We start from the raw sequence: 14,976 nt of genomic DNA, 5'->3' as shown, positions 1-14,976 counted from the left end.
ATCAGCTTAGGTCGATATGCTTGCTTCCGAAGAATAACGTGAGCGTGAAGCCGGCGATATAAGCGACGATCAGTCCGGCACCATAGATTGCCATGCCCGCGAAAATGCCACTGTTGGATGTCATCAGTGGCAGGGCAACCAGCCCGGAGGGGCCGAAAACACTATTTAATCCGACAGGCCATCCCCACCAGGCAATCAGGCCAATGAAGAACCCTCCTGCGGCCCCGCCGAGGCAGGCAGTGACAAACGGTTTGACGCGGGGCAGGGTAACGCCATAAATCAACGGCTCGCCAATTCCCAAAAAACCCGGAATGATGGCACCTTTGATCTGAGTGCGCAGCAAAGAGCCTTTGGCGGCTTTTACATATAACGCCAATGCGGAGCCTACTTGCCCCGCTCCTGCCATCGCCAGAATAGGGAAAAGGGAGTTGAATCCTTGGGACTCCATCAGCGCAAAATAGACGGGGATAAATCCCTGATGCACACCAAACATCACGGCGATCAGGAACAGTCCCGCCAAGACGGCTGTGCCGAATGGATTGCCGTTCAGGTTCACGAATAACCATGACATCACGGTAAACAGATAACTTCCGACAGGCATAATGACGATAAATGTGACGGCACCCATGATAAGTAGGGTAATTGCGGACGTCAGGATCATATCCAGATCATCTGGCATGATTTTACGGATCTGTTTTTCCACCCAGGCCCCCGAAATACAGGCAATCAGCACTCCGATGATATTGCCTCGCGGGTCAATGGCGAAGCCAAAGAAATGGCTGATACCGGAATAGAATCCACTGGTGGCTTCGGCGTGATAACCCAGTACAAATAGCGATGCGATGATGGCGCCATTAACCCCTGAGCCGCCAAAGGCTTTTTGTGCATTGTAGCCAATCAAAATGCCCAAGAAGCTGAACATGCCTTTGCTGAAAATTTTCATATAGCTGACCATCTCAACCAATATGGCGTTGGGATGAGTCACTTCGTTGATAAGAACCTGCTCCAGCAGGGTAGCGAAACCCAATAACAGGCCGACAGCAATAAATCCGGGGATCAAGGGAGTAAAGATCGTGGCAAATTTTGCCAGGAATTGATGGATTGAACGGGTTTGTTTTGCTTTGAGCTGTTTTTTATTGGAAGTAGCGATATCTTTTAACTTGTCAGAATGAGGCTCGGCCGCGAGCGGTTCTGAATGACTGAGGTGGCGTGGATCACTTAACAGCGTTTTCATCCCGTCTGCTGCTGTTTGGGCTTTGCCGGGGCCGAGAATAATCTGGAGTTGGTCATCCGTCTCGATGACGCCCAACACGCCGGCAATTTGCTTCAACCTGAATACATCGGTCAGTGAATCATCCCGTAGCGTCAACCGCAGGCGGGTCATGCAATTGCCACAATGTGTCACATTGCCCGTCCCGCCAATGGCGTCGAGTATTTTGGCCAACATTTCCTGACTGATTTTAGCCATTGATAACCTCATCTAAAGAGGCAATGATTATCGGTCTATTGAGATAGCCGGCCGGATAAGCCCTTGGTGTTCTGCCAATAATACTTTGGCCTCTCCGGCACTGATGCCCGATAAAATCATCACGATTGCGGTTTTGCAGTGACCACCACAGGCGTTAAGGGCATGTTCTGCCCTCTCCCTGCTGCACTCAGTGGCGGCCATGACAATGTTTTTCTGACGTTCGATTAATTTGGCGTTGGTGGCTTCGACATCAACCATCAAATTACCATATACCTTGCCAATGCGGATCATGGCACCGGTTGTGATCATATTCAGGATCAACTTTTGTGCCGTTCCTGCTTTCATGCGGGATGAACCTGTTATCACCTCTGGCCCCACGACCGGTGTGATGGCAATATCAGCCAACGGCACCATTGGGCCGTTTGGGTTGCAACTGAGACCGGCAACCGTTGCCCCAACCGATTTGGCATATTCCATTGCGCCTAATACATAAGGTGTTCGGCCACTGGCCGCGATCCCGACCAATATATCTCTTTGGTTAAAGTGTAGCCCCTTAAGATCTTCTGCACCTAATCGCCGATTGTCTTCCGCATTTTCGACCGCTTTCAGGATGGCTTGATGCCCTCCGGCGATTAAACCGATCACTTGTTCTGGTTTTGTACCATAAGTGGGGGGACATTCACTGGCATCCAAGATCCCTAAACGCCCAGAGGTACCCGCGCCGCTATAGATTAAGCGTCCACCCTGACGAAACGCTTCGGCCACTTTATCAACCACACGGGCAATCTGGGGCAGGGTTTTGCCAACGGCAATCGCCACTTGTTTATCTTCATCGTTGATAACGCGCAGCATATCGAGAGTTGAGAGTTGATCAATATGGGTACTGGCGGGGTTACGACTCTCTGTTATCATATTGCTCAAGTCGATTTTCATCATTTTTCTGCCATATTTTATGGAAACTAAGACGTGATTTAGGTGCGTCAGGTTATCTTACTGAGCATTTAATATAAAATATACACCCAAATAGGCGAAAAAAACCATGTGGCTAAAATTATCTCCCATAGGGAATAACAGTTTGGTTTTATTTTAGTTTGTGTTTTGAGGCGTTTTTAATATGCTTACCTGAAACGAGGTCAATGCAATTTCATGGAAGGGAGACGCATTTCTGGATTTTATAAAAATCAACATGCTTTATCCATAAAATGGCATGCCAACACAGAATATTCCGATATATAGAATCTTAAGGGATTGTTAAAATTGATTATTATTGTTATCATTGGCAACGCACGATAAAACCTGACATTATCCTATTGCTATTTTTTATATCACGTTCTATGCGTGGTATTTTTACTCATTTTATGATGGTGGCTATCGTTGTTGTTGTATTCGATATAAAGCTATTCCTTATTAACGCGTAATAAGAGTAAAAATTAAAACAACCCAAAAATAGGGCGTGAATTATCGATTAATAATATTATTAATATAAATTGTTTGCGGTTTGCTGCATGATACGAGTAAGACTAGATATATATCCTTTTCTTTATGTTGCCAATTAAATTATTCACATACTCGTTTAGTAATATGATATTTTAACTTTCATGACTTTTGGTATTTCTTTGAGGAAGGAGAAATAAAGGAAGGTTATCAGTTGATAACTATATGTTAATTGTTTCGTCCTTAGTGGTAACTTTAATTTTACAATAGGGAAGATCATCAGTTTTGGATTTTTATTTGTATACCTGTCCCAAGCATTTTTAAATTTCAGAAATATTAATAATTCTGTAGTTTAAAAAATGAAGGCGAGTATATGTCAGTATGGATAACCGGAAGGGACGGGGCTGTATTACCGAAATGATTACCGATAATTAGTTTTAATTGAAATTGTTTTTTAATGTAATTAAAACGCGGGAATAATAAATATTTTGCGAATTTTCCCCTTATTAACTAACCTTTTATTAGCTAACATTTTGACCTGTTGACCGGATAAAACCTTTGGCAAAACACGAAGTTAAAATGCTATCACCATGAATCTGTAATGTTTTGTAGTTATTTAACAATCATTGGGCTAAAGAACATGGATATACGCAATCTTGAAGCTTTTATCGTTTTAGCTGAGACTCTCAATTATCATAGGGCTTCGCAAAGGCTGTATCTTTCTCAGCCTGCCTTGTCGAAGAAAATACATGGGTTGGAAGATATTCTTGGGGCGTCACTATTTACAAGGGGGCCAAGTGGAACACGATTGACCGATTTTGGGGAAAAGACGCTGGAAAATGCCCGGAAGCTTTTGACTCACTATGAACAGTTTAAAAGTCAGGTTCATTTTGATTCAAGAGAGGATATGGTCAGGCACTTATATGTCGGTTCTTGCTTTCCTATTCACAATTACTCCCAGATTGAGAAGCAATTCGTGGAAAAGAAAGGGAATGTGGTGCTGGCATTGGTCACCGGATTGTCAGTAGATCAGCAGATAAGTTTACTGAACGCAGGAATGCTACATGTTGCAGTGATGCCCCTGTCATCCATTATGGCCAAGTTAGAACCCAAAAAGGTGTTTACGGAAAGATTGGTCTATATCTTTAAAAAAAGGAGTCATCTGATCTCTAAATTCAGGGCTACCTTAAGTCAGTTTGGCAATGGGGTTTCTCCGACAAATGTATCAAAGAAGAAAGAGGTGGTTGAGTTAACTGATTACCTTAACGTTTTCCCCATTTATACCGGTGACAATATGCATTTGTTATTAAAAACAAATGATATCATGTTGATTATTGAGATGATTACAAAAAATAGTGTCTATACGTGTGTACCTAAACGGATTATTAGTGCTATCCCTGAGTATTATATGAATTCTTTGGAAATTGTTGAAACGGATAAAAAAATTGATCTTGGGGTGGTATGGGCAAAGTCAATGGGTGACCATCTGATTGAGGATGCCGAAAACTTTTCAACATTGGTGGCCAATGTATAAGTTGATGATTATTGTTTGTTTTATATGGAATGTTTTTTATTTCTTCTCTTATGTTATTAAAATTTGGGCTGTAACTTGTCAAGGTTTTAATTTTATATTTTGCTGGGTAAACAGGGGAGCCTATTTCCAGTGCCTGAACAAATGGTGGAATAAGCGAATGGGAAATAATCGGGTATTGAATAACAATACCCGATTATACTTACAGGTTTATACCTGAAAAATGAATTGGCGCCTTAACTCGCATTAAATACTGTTGTCATTTGTTCGAGCTGTTCCTGAATATCCAGCCATTCTATTTCGATATCTTCCAGTCTGGATTTTGTTTGTGTCTGCTGATGCAGGCATTCCGTCAGTTCAGTTTTACGATCATGTTCGTAAAGGGTGTTGTCCGACAGCTTTTCTTCTAATTCTGCCAATGCCGCGCCCAGTTTTTCTATCTGTTTTTCAAGGGTCGTGAGCTGCTTACGCAATGGTTGCGTTTGGTTACGGAATTCAGCTTCACGCCGTTTTTGATCTTTACGTTCCTGAGCACTGTAATTTTGCGTGCCATTGGTTGAAGATTCACTATCCGATTTCTCTTTTTCCTGAGCGTCCCGCATTTGTTGGCGTTGAAGCTCAGTCAACCATTGCTGGTAATCTTCTAAATCGCCTTTAAACGGTTCTACTTTGCCGTCATGCACCAGATAAAGTTCGTCGGTTGTAGAGCGCAGTAAGTGCCTGTCATGCGATACGACAACCAGCGCACCTTCGAAATCAATCAGTGCTTCGGTCAATGCCTGCCGCATGTCGAGATCAAGGTGGTTGGTCGGTTCATCAAGCAGAAGGAGGTTAGGACGCTGCCAGACAATGAGCGCCAGTACCAAACGAGCTTTCTCACCACCGGAGAAACGTCCGCTCGGATCGGTGACTGGATCGCCTTTAAAACCAAATCCCCCCAGATAATCCCGAAGCTGTTGCTCCGTTTCTTGCGGTGCTATTCGGGCTAAATGTTGTAATGGCGATTCATCTGCCCGTAGGTATTCCAGTTGGTGCTGTGCGAAGTAGCCCAGTTTAATGCCTTTCGATAAGGCAATTTCTCCCTGCTGAGGCGTCAGTTCCGCGGCCAGCAATTTGATTAAGGTGGATTTACCCGCCCCATTGCGGCCCAACAAGCCGATGCGTGAACCCGGCACCAGATTTAATTTGATCGAGTTCAGTACTGTTTTTTCACCATAACCCGCGCTGACTTTATCCATGTTTAAGAGTGGATTTGGCAGGTTATCCGGTTGGCGAAAACTGAAATGAAAAGGGTTGTCGACATGGGCGGGTGCGATAAGCTCCATGCGTTCCAGCATCTTAATGCGGCTTTGTGCCTGTTTTGCCTTAGATGCCTTGGCACGAAAGCGGTCAATATAGCTCTGCAAATGCGCTACTTTTTCCTGTTGGCTTTGATACAGCGCCTGTTGCTGGGCAAGTTTGGCGGCGCGTTGCCGTTCGAAGGAAGAGTAGTTGCCGGTATACTCGTACAGATCCTGCTGCTCAATGTGCAGAATTTTATCAATAACCGGATCGAGGAAATCGCGATCGTGGGAAATGAGGATCAAGGTGCCGGTATAACTTTTCAGCCATTTTTCCAGCCAGATAACAGCGTCCAGATCAAGGTGGTTGGTTGGTTCATCGAGCAGTAACAGGTCAGACCGGCAGATCAGCGCTTGTGCCAGATTGAGGCGCATACGCCAGCCACCGGAAAACGAACGGACAGGTTGTTCTAACTGAGCCGGGGAAAAGCCCAACCCGTGCAGCAAGCTGGCGGCTCTGGCGCGGATTGTCCATGCCTGAATGGTATCAAGCAAACCGTGGAGATGGGCGATGGCGTGACCGTCATTTTGTTCATTGGCGGTGTTTAGTTTTTGCTCCAGTTGCCGGAATTCTCGGTCACCATCGATGACATATTCCAGCGCTGATGTTTCCAGGGCAGGCGTTTCCTGATTGACCCAAGCCAGTGACCAATTATTGGGGAATGTGGCAGAGCCGCTCTCGGCCTGAAGCTCATCTTTGAGTAATGCAAGTAGGGTAGATTTACCACAGCCATTCTTGCCAACTAATCCGACTTTCTGCCCAGGATTTATGGTTGCGTTGGCGCTGTCCAACAGGACGCGAATGCCACGGCGGATTTGCAGTGAAGAGAAAACAATCATAGATGCCGTCTATATATAATATGTTAAGTTAATAATTAGGCTATATATCCTTCAATTGATAGGCAGAGTGATCGTTGATGCGTATAGTGATCGATGTGCCGCAATTTGAAATCTATCGGGTATATGTATTCAATTTTAAGTGCTGGTGTGCATGGTAGCGGAAAATATCTGTCCTGACACGTTTTAGGGGAAATGGAAGGGCAGATAAATATGAACAGCGTTGGGGGGAATTATGTCAGTCAGTCGTAAGCGTTTTATTGCGGGAGCGGTTTGCCCAAAATGCCAATCACAGGATACGTTAGCCATGTGGCAGGAGAATAAGGTTGATGTTGTTGAGTGTGTCCATTGTGGTCATCTACAGAGGCAGACGGATGAAGCGGTCACATTTCATGTCAGGGATCAGGAACAGGTTATTGGGATCTTTACACCACAGTAAATCAATACACATACCATAAATTGTGGATAAATTTTGCCGTTGCCTAGGTACAGCGACGTAGAATTCCGTTACAATTGGCAGCATTTTTTAGGCTGTAAAAATTTTCCCTCACGGGGTTTTCCCTCGGGTATGTAGGAGTTGTCATGAAAGTAACAAAAGACTTGGTGGTCAGTCTGGCTTATCAGGTAAGAACAGAAGATGGTGTTTTAGTTGATGAGTCCTCGGTGAGCGCACCGTTAGACTATCTGCATGGCCGTGGTTCTCTTATCAGCGGATTGGAGAAAGCACTGGACGGCCGTGAGGTGGGTGAGCGTTTTGATGTCAGCGTAGAAGCCGCAGATGCCTACGGTCAGTATGATGACAACTTGGTTCAGCGTGCACCAAAAGAAGTGTTTGTCGGTGTGGATGATATTCAGGTGGGTATGCGTTTCCTGGCTGACACGGATCAAGGACCTATCCCAGTAGAAATCACGGCGATAGAAGGTGACGAAGTGGTGGTTGATGCTAACCACATGCTGGCTGGCCAGAATCTGAAATTCAATGTTGAAATTGTAGCGATTCGTGAGGCGACCGAAGAAGAATTGACTCACGGCCATGTGCACGGTCAAGGTGGTTGTGGTGATGATCACGACCACGACCACGGTGAGCATGAGTGCTGCGGCGGTAGCTGCCACTAAAACGCAATCGAGCTAACTGAAAATCGTTGGTAGCCTGAACAATCAGTAAGCCAACTCAGTAAGCAGAAAAGAGAAGCACGTGATGGGCTTCTCTTTTTTATTTTGTGCCCCGGCCTTCCTTGGCAGCGATTTTCCCTGATGAATATCAGTAATGAGGGGGAGGTGTTTCTTCAGAAAGGGGGGCAATGATGGATGTCTGGTGAGTTTTCAGACGTTCAGTGATTAATTTTAGGTGTTCTTTCAATCGGTCAGTTTCAATCTGTTGCTTTATCACTTCCTGATTCAATGCTTCAATCGTGGCTTCTTGATAGGCCAGTTTGGTTTCTAGTTGCTCAAATCTTTGTTCAAATTCAGATAATTCCATTATCTTTTCTCCTGCCTCTGCTCAATTAATGAATGACGAAACGATGACTTGGTCAAGATGACACTATAATACTCCACATCATTTGCGAAATAGGATTTTACGAAACCTCTTCACTTTAATGTTGTCTCAACAATTTTTGTTGCAAGATAAAGCAAACATTGTCATTGGTTTCCTAAGGCGGTTATAGTAAATGTTATGACCTATGCTGATGGTAACCCGACCCAAACTGATTGGAGAATAGGATGAAATCATTGTTTAAAACAACGCTGTTGGCAACGACACTGGCGGTGGCGTTTAGTGTACCTCAAGCTTTGGCTGCTAATACCGAAACCAAAGACGAAGTAAAATTGAATACCGCTTTTAAAACAGTAGAACAGCAAAATTCTTATGCTTTGGGTGCTTCTTTGGGCGGCTATATGGCCAACTCATTGCAAGAGCAGAAAACGCTCGGTATTAATATCGAAAAAGCACAATTACTGGCCGGTGTTGAAGATGCTTTAAATAGTAAAACCAAACTGACTGATAAAGAGATTCAGGAAACCCTGTCGGCCTTTGAAACTAAAGTGAAAAGTGCAGCACTGGCCAAGGCAGAAAAAGAAGCCAGTGAGAATGGCGAAAAAGGAGCCAAATACCGCAAAGAGTTTGCTAAACAAGCTGGCGTAGTAGAAACCAAAACGGGACTTCTTTACAAAATTGATAAACAAGGTACGGGTAACGCCCCTAAAGAGACGGATACTGTTGTCGTCAATTACAAAGGTTCTTTGATTGATGGTCAGGTCTTTGACAGCTCTTATGAACGTAAAGAGCCTCTGACACTGCGTTTGGACAGCGTTATCCCGGGTTGGAAAGAAGGTTTACAGTATGTGAAGAAAGGTGGAAAAATCACATTAGTTGTTCCGCCTAAGTTGGCTTATGATCAGGCAAGTTTGCCTAAAATCCCGGCTAACTCCACGCTAGTCTTCAATGTCGAATTACTGGATATTAAGCCTGCTGCCAAGGCAAAATAACCCCTGTAATCATTTAGAAGACGACATTGGCAGGGGCTTAAAGCTCCTGCTTTATCATATATTTCTTTCATCCTTCGGTTTACTGCTGATATTTACCCCTATTTGATGAGTAATAAACACGGGTTAATAAGCATGGGTCAAGAACAATAAATTTATTTGCTTATTATTTTCCACGGTATTAAATAAGGTGTTATTTTTCGTATTTCAGATGGATTCGGCATAAAGCTGTGATAAATCTCTGCGGTATACTCAGCAAGAGCTTGACGGCAGTTCAATGTGGTTTTAACGTCACTATTCTGAATAGAATATAGAACAGGCATTTTAACTGTTTGTTTTTAGTGCCTATCGTATAAGGCATATTTAATTTGTCATTTTGAATTTTTATAATAAATCTTGCCCTGATATTTTGGTGAGGCAAAGTCTGAACTTGAAGGATGGTGTATTACATGTCTACCCCGCTATTAACTGGTGATAACAGTGAAATTGATTTACTGCAAAACCAACCCTTTAGTGAAACTGATCACGAAATTTTAAAATCTTACGAAGCAGCTGTTGATGGCCTGGCTATGTTGATTGGTGGGCATTGTGAGATAGTTCTTCATTCACTGGAAGATCTTAAATGTTCAGCCGTCAGAATAGCCAATGGAGAGCATACGGGCCGTAAGATAGGTTCTCCGATTACGGATCTGGCGTTGCGAATGCTGCATGATATTACGGATGAAGACAGTAGCGTTTCTAAGGCATATTTCACACGGGCAAAAAGTGGCTCGTTGATGAAATCGGTCACCATTGCGATCCGCAATCGCCAGCGTCGAGTCATCGGGCTGTTGTGCATCAACATGAACCTTGATGTGTCTTTCGCCGAGATTATTCAGACCTTTATCCCAGAAAAAACCCATGAAGTTGCTTCAAACGTCAACTTTGCCTCTTCCGTGGATGATCTGGTGGCACAAACTCTGGAGTTCACGATTGAAGAAGTCAATGCCGATCGCAATGTTTCCAATAATGCGAAAAACCGGCAGGTGGTACTGAACCTGTATGAAAAAGGTATTTTTGATATTAAAGATGCGATTAATCAGGTCGCTGATCGTTTGAATATCTCCAAGCATACGGTGTATCTCTATATTCGCCAGTTTAAAAATGGTGAATGCGCGAATTCGGAGAAGTAATGACGCCGCTGTCTTATTGTCTGCTGGTCACTGGGCCAGCTTACGGTACTCAACAAGCCAGCAGTGCCTACCAATTTGCTCAGGCGTTGAGCGCCTCAGGTCATAAACTGCATCGCGTGTTTTTTTATCGTGAAGGTGTCCAAAATGGCAATCAACTGGTCGCCCCTGCCAATGATGAGTTTGATTTGGTCAGAGCCTGGCAGACATTGGCAGCCCGGCATCAATTCGAGCTGTTTATCTGCGTTGCGGCAGCATTGCGGCGTGGCGTCGTGGATGAACAGCAAGCCCGTGAATTAAATCTGCCCGCCGCTAATCTGGCCGAAGGATTTGAGTTGAGTGGCTTGGGATCGTTGGCAGAAGCCATGATGTTGTGTGATCGCGTCATACAGTTTTAGAGACATTGAGTCCAAACCTCCGTGGGTATTGATGAAAAAAATCGCCTTTGTTTTTACTGAAGCTCCCCACGGCTCTTCTGCCGGTAGGGAAGGGCTGGATGCCCTGCTTGCTACGTCGGCACTGACTGAGCAGATCGGGGTATTCTTTATTTCTGATGGAGTATTCCAATTATTGGCTAATCAGCAGCCGGATAAAATCCTGTCCCGTGACTACATCTCAACCTTTAAGATCTTGCCGCTTTATGACATTGATAAATGTTACGTTTGTCTGGATGATCTGGTGATTCGAGGGGGCAGCCCGACAAGCCATTTTGTGTTGAAAGCTGAATTGCTTTCTGCCCCAGCAATCCGGGAATTGCTGGCGGGGTATGATTTTGTGTTGAAATTTTAATCTATTTCAGGCGGGTAACATGTTATATACTGTCAGTCGCTCACCTTACCATGATGACTTCAATGCGATGCTTGGCTTTGTATCTGAGACAGATGATGTTCTATTGATTCAAAATGGCGTCTTACTGGGCATAAATAATAATCGCTATTTGGCTGAGTTGCTCAGTACGGGAGCCGGCATTTATGTTTTGAGGGAAGATCTCGATGCACGGGGGCTGATTGAACAGATTTCAGACCGTATCATCGTGATTGATTACAATGGCTTTGTGAGTTTAACGGTCAAACATCAGCAGAATTTTGCTTGGTAAATGTGGTGGGTGGGGCTCAATATCAGTTTTCAGCCGTTTCATCAACTTTCACCAGCAAAAACTGTATATTTCTTGACACCTCGTCAAGTCAGCAATAAAATTCCGCGTCCTCCCTTTTGCCATAATGGCTAAGAGGGGGTAAAATCCGTGTTTACGAAGCAAAAAACCAGGAGCTTTTTTAATAATGGCAACTATTAACCAGCTGGTTCGCAAATCTCGTAGCTCGAAAGTTGTGAAAAGCAACGTTCCTGCACTGGAAGCTTGCCCGCAAAAACGTGGCGTATGTACTCGTGTATATACTACCACCCCTAAAAAACCAAACTCCGCACTGCGTAAAGTATGCCGTGTGCGTTTGACTAACGGTTTCGAAGTTTCTTCCTACATCGGTGGTGAAGGCCACAACCTGCAGGAACACTCCGTTATTCTGATCCGTGGCGGTCGTGTTAAAGACTTGCCAGGTGTGCGTTACCACACTGTTCGCGGTGCTCTGGACTGTGCCGGTGTTAAAGACCGTAAACAGGCTCGTTCTAAGTACGGTGTGAAGAAGCCGAAGGCTTAATGGTTCTCCGTTAAGTAAGGCCAAACCTTTTTCACTTTAATGTCAAAATAAACTCGTAGAGTTTTGGACAACCCTGAAATTCGAAACGGAGTATTTCCATGCCACGTCGTCGTGTAATTGGTCAACGTAAAATTCTGCCAGATCCAAAATTCGGATCTGAACTGCTGGCCAAATTTGTTAATATCCTGATGGTAGACGGTAAGAAGTCTGTCGCAGAAGCAATTGTATATGGTGCGCTTGAGACCCTGGCTCAGCGTTCTAGTAAAGATCATCTGGAAGCATTCGAGCTGGCACTGGATAACGTGCGCCCGACTGTAGAAGTTAAGTCCCGCCGTGTTGGTGGTTCTACTTATCAGGTTCCAGTTGAAGTTCGTCCGGTTCGTCGTAATGCCCTGGCAATGCGTTGGATCGTTGATGCTGCTCGTAAACGCGGTGATAAGTCGATGGCTCTGCGCCTGGCGAATGAATTATCTGATGCGGCTGAAAACAAAGGCGCTGCTGTGAAGAAACGTGAAGACGTTCACCGTATGGCAGACGCTAACAAGGCGTTCGCACACTACCGCTGGTAATCCATTTTTTGGTCATCCATCGGCAGTGAATATGTTCTGGGTAGCTGCTTGGCTACCCGTTCTATAAAGATTGAACGCCCACGAGAGAGGAAAAAATGGCTCGTAAAACACCTATAGCGCGTTACCGCAATATCGGTATCAGCGCCCACATCGACGCCGGTAAAACCACAACGACTGAACGTATTCTGTTTTACACAGGTGTAAACCATAAAATCGGTGAAACTCACGAAGGTTCAGCAACGATGGACTGGATGGAGCAGGAGCAAGAGCGTGGTATTACCATCACGTCTGCTGCGACTACCGCATTCTGGTCTGGTATGGCTAAACAGTATGAGCCACACCGTATCAACATCATCGACACCCCAGGACACGTTGACTTCACTATCGAAGTAGAACGTTCTATGCGTGTTCTTGATGGTGCAGTAATGGTTTACTGTGCAGTTGGTGGTGTTCAGCCTCAGTCTGAAACTGTATGGCGCCAGGCTAACAAATACAACGTACCACGTATCGCGTTCGTTAACAAAATGGATCGTATGGGCGCTAACTTCCTGCGCGTGGTTGAGCAGATCAAAACGCGTCTGGCTGCTAACCCAGTTCCTCTGCAATTGGCAATCGGTGCAGAAGATACCTTCACCGGTGTTGTTGACTTGCTGAAAATGAAAGCAATCAACTGGAACGAAGCTGATCAGGGTACTACCTTCACTTATGAAGATATCCCAGCAGACATGGTTGAGCTGGCTCAGGAATGGCATCAGAACCTGATCGAATCCGCAGCAGAAGCATCAGATGAACTGATGGACAAATATCTGGGCGGTGAAGAGCTGACTGAAGAAGAAATCAAGGTTGCTCTGCGTAAGCGTGTTCTGGCTGGCGAAATTATCCTGGTTACCTGTGGTTCTGCATTTAAGAACAAAGGTGTTCAGGCGATGCTGGATGCAGTTATCGAATATCTGCCAGCGCCAACGGATGTTGAATCCATCAAAGGTATGCTGCCAGACGGTAAAGATACCCCAGCAGAACGTCACTCTAGCGATGACGAGCCATTCTCTGCACTGGCGTTCAAAATCGCGACTGACCCATTCGTGGGTAACTTGACGTTCTTCCGTGTTTACTCCGGTATTGTTAACTCTGGTGACACCGTACTGAACCCGGTGAAAGACAAGAAAGAACGTTTTGGCCGTATCGTACAGATGCACGCTAACAAACGTGAAGAAATTAAAGAAGTCCGTGCAGGCGATATCGCGGCTGCAATCGGCCTGAAAGATGTTACTACAGGTGATACTCTCTGTGACATGAGCTCCCCAATCATTCTGGAGCGCATGGAATTCCCAGAGCCAGTTATCTCTGTTGCTATCGAGCCAAAAACTAAAGCTGACCAAGAAAAAATGGGTATCGCTTTAGGCCGCCTGGCTCAGGAAGACCCATCATTCCGCGTGAGCAGTGATGAAGAAACGGGTCAGACCATCATCGCAGGTATGGGTGAACTTCACCTCGATGTACTGGTTGACCGTATGCGTCGTGAATTCAACGTGGAAGCGAACGTAGGTAAACCTCAGGTTGCTTACCGTGAAACCATCCGTGCTTCTGTTGAGCAGGAAGGTAAACACGCTAAACAGTCCGGTGGTCGTGGTCAGTACGGTCACGTGTGGCTGCGTATCGAGCCTCTGGAAGCTGGCGGCGCTGGTTACGAGTTCTCGAACGAAATCGTTGGTGGTGTTGTTCCTAAAGAATACATTCCGGGTGTCGACAAAGGCGTTCAAGAGCAGCTGAAGGGCGGTGTTCTGGCTGGTTATCCAATCGTTGACGTTAAAGTTGCTCTGTTCGATGGTTCTTACCATGACGTTGACTCCTCGGAAATCGCCTTTAAAATTGCTGCATCCATGGCATTTAAAGAAGGCTTCATGAAAGCGAAACCAGTTCTGCTGGAGCCTGTCATGAAAGTTGAGGTGGAAACACCAGAAGACTACATGGGTGACGTTATCGGTGACTTGAACCGTCGCCGTGGTATGATCGATGGTATGGATGATGTGGCTACGGGCAAAATTGTTCGTGCTCAAGTACCATTGTCTGAAATGTTTGGTTATGCTACTGACCTGCGTTCTCAGACCCAAGGTCGTGCTTCTTACTCCATGGAGTTCTTGAAGTACAACGAAGCGCCGAGCAACGTCGCTCAGGCTATTATCGAAGCTCGTAAAGCTAGATAAGTTTTCGAGTTTACTATCTTTTTGGCTCCCTCATCTCCGTGACGGGGGAGCGGTATTAAGGAATAGAGTCGTGTCTAAAGAAAAGTTTGAACGTTCAAAACCGCACGTTAACGTTGGTACTATCGGCCACGTTGACCACGGTAAAACTACCCTGACTGCTGCAATCACCACCGTTCTGGCAAAAACCTACGGCGGTAGCGCGCGAGCATTCGACCAGATCGATAACGCACCAGAAGAAAAAGCGCGTGGTATCACCATCTCTACTTCTCACGTAGAATACGATAC

General features: G+C 45.2%; 16 protein-coding genes. 12 read left to right on the top strand and 4 right to left on the bottom strand.

Features of this window, described 5'->3' with window-relative positions; all coding sequences use genetic code 11:
- Position 1 precedes the first annotated feature (1 nt).
- Positions 2-1,468, bottom strand: coding sequence for a PTS N-acetylmuramic acid transporter subunit IIBC (gene murP, locus PSI17_RS08475; RefSeq protein ID WP_273551569.1), 1,467 nt, complete (start codon positions 1,466-1,468; stop codon positions 2-4).
- 27 nt (positions 1,469-1,495) lie between these two features.
- Positions 1,496-2,401, bottom strand: coding sequence for an N-acetylmuramic acid 6-phosphate etherase (murQ, locus tag PSI17_RS08470; protein ID WP_273551587.1), 906 nt, complete (start codon positions 2,399-2,401; stop codon positions 1,496-1,498).
- Positions 2,402-3,542: 1,141 nt separating this feature from the next.
- Between murQ and PSI17_RS08465 the strand changes: the two genes are divergently transcribed.
- Positions 3,543-4,436 carry a LysR family transcriptional regulator gene (locus PSI17_RS08465; protein WP_273551568.1) on the top strand — a complete coding sequence of 298 codons (894 nt, stop codon included), beginning with the start codon at positions 3,543-3,545 and terminating at the stop codon, positions 4,434-4,436.
- Between the two features lie 233 nt (positions 4,437-4,669).
- Here PSI17_RS08465 and PSI17_RS08460 read toward each other — a convergent pair whose 3' ends face one another.
- The gene (locus PSI17_RS08460) at positions 4,670-6,613 is read right to left on the bottom strand and encodes an ABC transporter ATP-binding protein (protein ID WP_273551567.1); all 1,944 of its coding nucleotides are present in this window, start codon (positions 6,611-6,613) and stop codon (positions 4,670-4,672) included.
- A gap of 232 nt (positions 6,614-6,845) precedes the next feature.
- On the opposite strand from PSI17_RS08460, the gene PSI17_RS08455 reads away from it, so the two are divergent.
- Together PSI17_RS08455 and slyD are read left to right on the top strand one after the other, a co-directional pair.
- Entirely contained in the window at positions 6,846-7,049 is a 204-nt protein-coding gene (locus PSI17_RS08455; RefSeq protein ID WP_273551566.1) for a YheV family putative zinc ribbon protein, read from the top strand.
- 143 nt (positions 7,050-7,192) lie between these two features.
- Positions 7,193-7,726, top strand: a complete 534-nt coding sequence (gene slyD, locus PSI17_RS08450) for a peptidylprolyl isomerase (protein WP_273551565.1) — start codon at positions 7,193-7,195, stop codon at positions 7,724-7,726.
- 145 nt (positions 7,727-7,871) lie between these two features.
- On the opposite strand, the gene PSI17_RS08445 is transcribed toward slyD, so the two are convergent.
- Positions 7,872-8,090: a SlyX family protein gene (locus PSI17_RS08445; RefSeq protein WP_273551564.1), complete on the bottom strand. Its 219-nt coding sequence runs from the start codon at positions 8,088-8,090 to the stop codon at positions 7,872-7,874.
- A 242-nt stretch (positions 8,091-8,332) separates the two neighbouring features.
- Here PSI17_RS08445 and fkpA point away from each other — a divergent pair, with 242 nt between their 5' ends.
- The 9 genes from fkpA to PSI17_RS08400 form a co-directional block, all read left to right on the top strand.
- A complete protein-coding gene (gene fkpA / locus PSI17_RS08440) occupies positions 8,333-9,097 on the top strand; it encodes an FKBP-type peptidyl-prolyl cis-trans isomerase (protein WP_273551563.1) in 765 nt (254 codons plus the stop codon).
- Between the two features lie 446 nt (positions 9,098-9,543).
- Complete coding sequence (locus tag PSI17_RS08435; protein WP_273551562.1) at positions 9,544-10,266, top strand: helix-turn-helix transcriptional regulator; 723 nt, start codon at positions 9,544-9,546, stop codon at positions 10,264-10,266.
- Positions 10,266-10,661 (top strand): sulfurtransferase complex subunit TusD, encoded by a 396-nt coding sequence (gene tusD / locus PSI17_RS08430; protein WP_273551561.1) that lies wholly within the window; start codon positions 10,266-10,268, stop codon positions 10,659-10,661. Before PSI17_RS08435 ends, tusD begins: the two co-directional genes overlap by 1 nt.
- A 31-nt stretch (positions 10,662-10,692) precedes the next feature.
- Complete coding sequence (tusC, locus tag PSI17_RS08425; protein WP_273551560.1) at positions 10,693-11,052, top strand: sulfurtransferase complex subunit TusC; 360 nt, start codon at positions 10,693-10,695, stop codon at positions 11,050-11,052.
- A gap of 19 nt (positions 11,053-11,071) precedes the next feature.
- Positions 11,072-11,359 (top strand): sulfurtransferase complex subunit TusB, encoded by a 288-nt coding sequence (gene tusB, locus PSI17_RS08420; RefSeq protein ID WP_273551559.1) that lies wholly within the window; start codon positions 11,072-11,074, stop codon positions 11,357-11,359.
- A 184-nt stretch (positions 11,360-11,543) separates the two neighbouring features.
- The gene (gene rpsL / locus PSI17_RS08415; RefSeq protein WP_273551558.1) at positions 11,544-11,918 is read left to right on the top strand and encodes a 30S ribosomal protein S12; all 375 of its coding nucleotides are present in this window, start codon (positions 11,544-11,546) and stop codon (positions 11,916-11,918) included.
- A 98-nt stretch (positions 11,919-12,016) separates the two neighbouring features.
- Positions 12,017-12,487 (top strand): 30S ribosomal protein S7, encoded by a 471-nt coding sequence (gene rpsG / locus PSI17_RS08410; RefSeq protein WP_273551557.1) that lies wholly within the window; start codon positions 12,017-12,019, stop codon positions 12,485-12,487.
- A gap of 95 nt (positions 12,488-12,582) precedes the next feature.
- Complete coding sequence (gene fusA, locus PSI17_RS08405) at positions 12,583-14,691, top strand: elongation factor G (protein ID WP_273551556.1); 2,109 nt, start codon at positions 12,583-12,585, stop codon at positions 14,689-14,691.
- A gap of 70 nt (positions 14,692-14,761) precedes the next feature.
- A partial coding sequence (locus tag PSI17_RS08400) for a GTP-binding protein (RefSeq protein ID WP_273551555.1) occupies positions 14,762-14,976 on the top strand: 215 nt, incomplete at its 3' end.

Origin of the sequence: Xenorhabdus sp. IM139775 (assembly GCF_028598745.1) — a bacterium.
Classification (GTDB): Bacteria; Pseudomonadota; Gammaproteobacteria; order Enterobacterales; family Enterobacteriaceae; genus Xenorhabdus.
The sequence above is the reverse complement of the archived record's forward strand: the minus strand, read 5'-3'. Positions and strand labels throughout refer to the sequence as shown.

Excerpts from the sequence above, each read along its gene's own strand:
- murP (WP_273551569.1), bottom strand. The coding sequence starts at position 1,468 with ATGGCTAAAATCAGTCAGGAAATGTTGGCCAAAATACTCGACGCCATT.
- murQ (WP_273551587.1), bottom strand. The coding sequence starts at position 2,401 with ATGAAAATCGACTTGAGCAATATGATAACAGAGAGTCGTAACCCCGCC.
- PSI17_RS08465 (WP_273551568.1), top strand. The coding sequence starts at position 3,543 with ATGGATATACGCAATCTTGAAGCTTTTATCGTTTTAGCTGAGACTCTC.
- PSI17_RS08460 (WP_273551567.1), bottom strand. The coding sequence starts at position 6,613 with ATGATTGTTTTCTCTTCACTGCAAATCCGCCGTGGCATTCGCGTCCTG.
- PSI17_RS08455 (WP_273551566.1), top strand. The coding sequence starts at position 6,846 with ATGTCAGTCAGTCGTAAGCGTTTTATTGCGGGAGCGGTTTGCCCAAAA.
- slyD (WP_273551565.1), top strand. The coding sequence starts at position 7,193 with ATGAAAGTAACAAAAGACTTGGTGGTCAGTCTGGCTTATCAGGTAAGA.
- PSI17_RS08445 (WP_273551564.1), bottom strand. The coding sequence starts at position 8,090 with ATGGAATTATCTGAATTTGAACAAAGATTTGAGCAACTAGAAACCAAA.
- fkpA (WP_273551563.1), top strand. The coding sequence starts at position 8,333 with ATGAAATCATTGTTTAAAACAACGCTGTTGGCAACGACACTGGCGGTG.
- PSI17_RS08435 (WP_273551562.1), top strand. The coding sequence starts at position 9,544 with ATGTCTACCCCGCTATTAACTGGTGATAACAGTGAAATTGATTTACTG.
- tusD (WP_273551561.1), top strand. The coding sequence starts at position 10,266 with ATGACGCCGCTGTCTTATTGTCTGCTGGTCACTGGGCCAGCTTACGGT.
- tusC (WP_273551560.1), top strand. The coding sequence starts at position 10,693 with ATGAAAAAAATCGCCTTTGTTTTTACTGAAGCTCCCCACGGCTCTTCT.
- tusB (WP_273551559.1), top strand. The coding sequence starts at position 11,072 with ATGTTATATACTGTCAGTCGCTCACCTTACCATGATGACTTCAATGCG.
- rpsL (WP_273551558.1), top strand. The coding sequence starts at position 11,544 with ATGGCAACTATTAACCAGCTGGTTCGCAAATCTCGTAGCTCGAAAGTT.
- rpsG (WP_273551557.1), top strand. The coding sequence starts at position 12,017 with ATGCCACGTCGTCGTGTAATTGGTCAACGTAAAATTCTGCCAGATCCA.
- fusA (WP_273551556.1), top strand. The coding sequence starts at position 12,583 with ATGGCTCGTAAAACACCTATAGCGCGTTACCGCAATATCGGTATCAGC.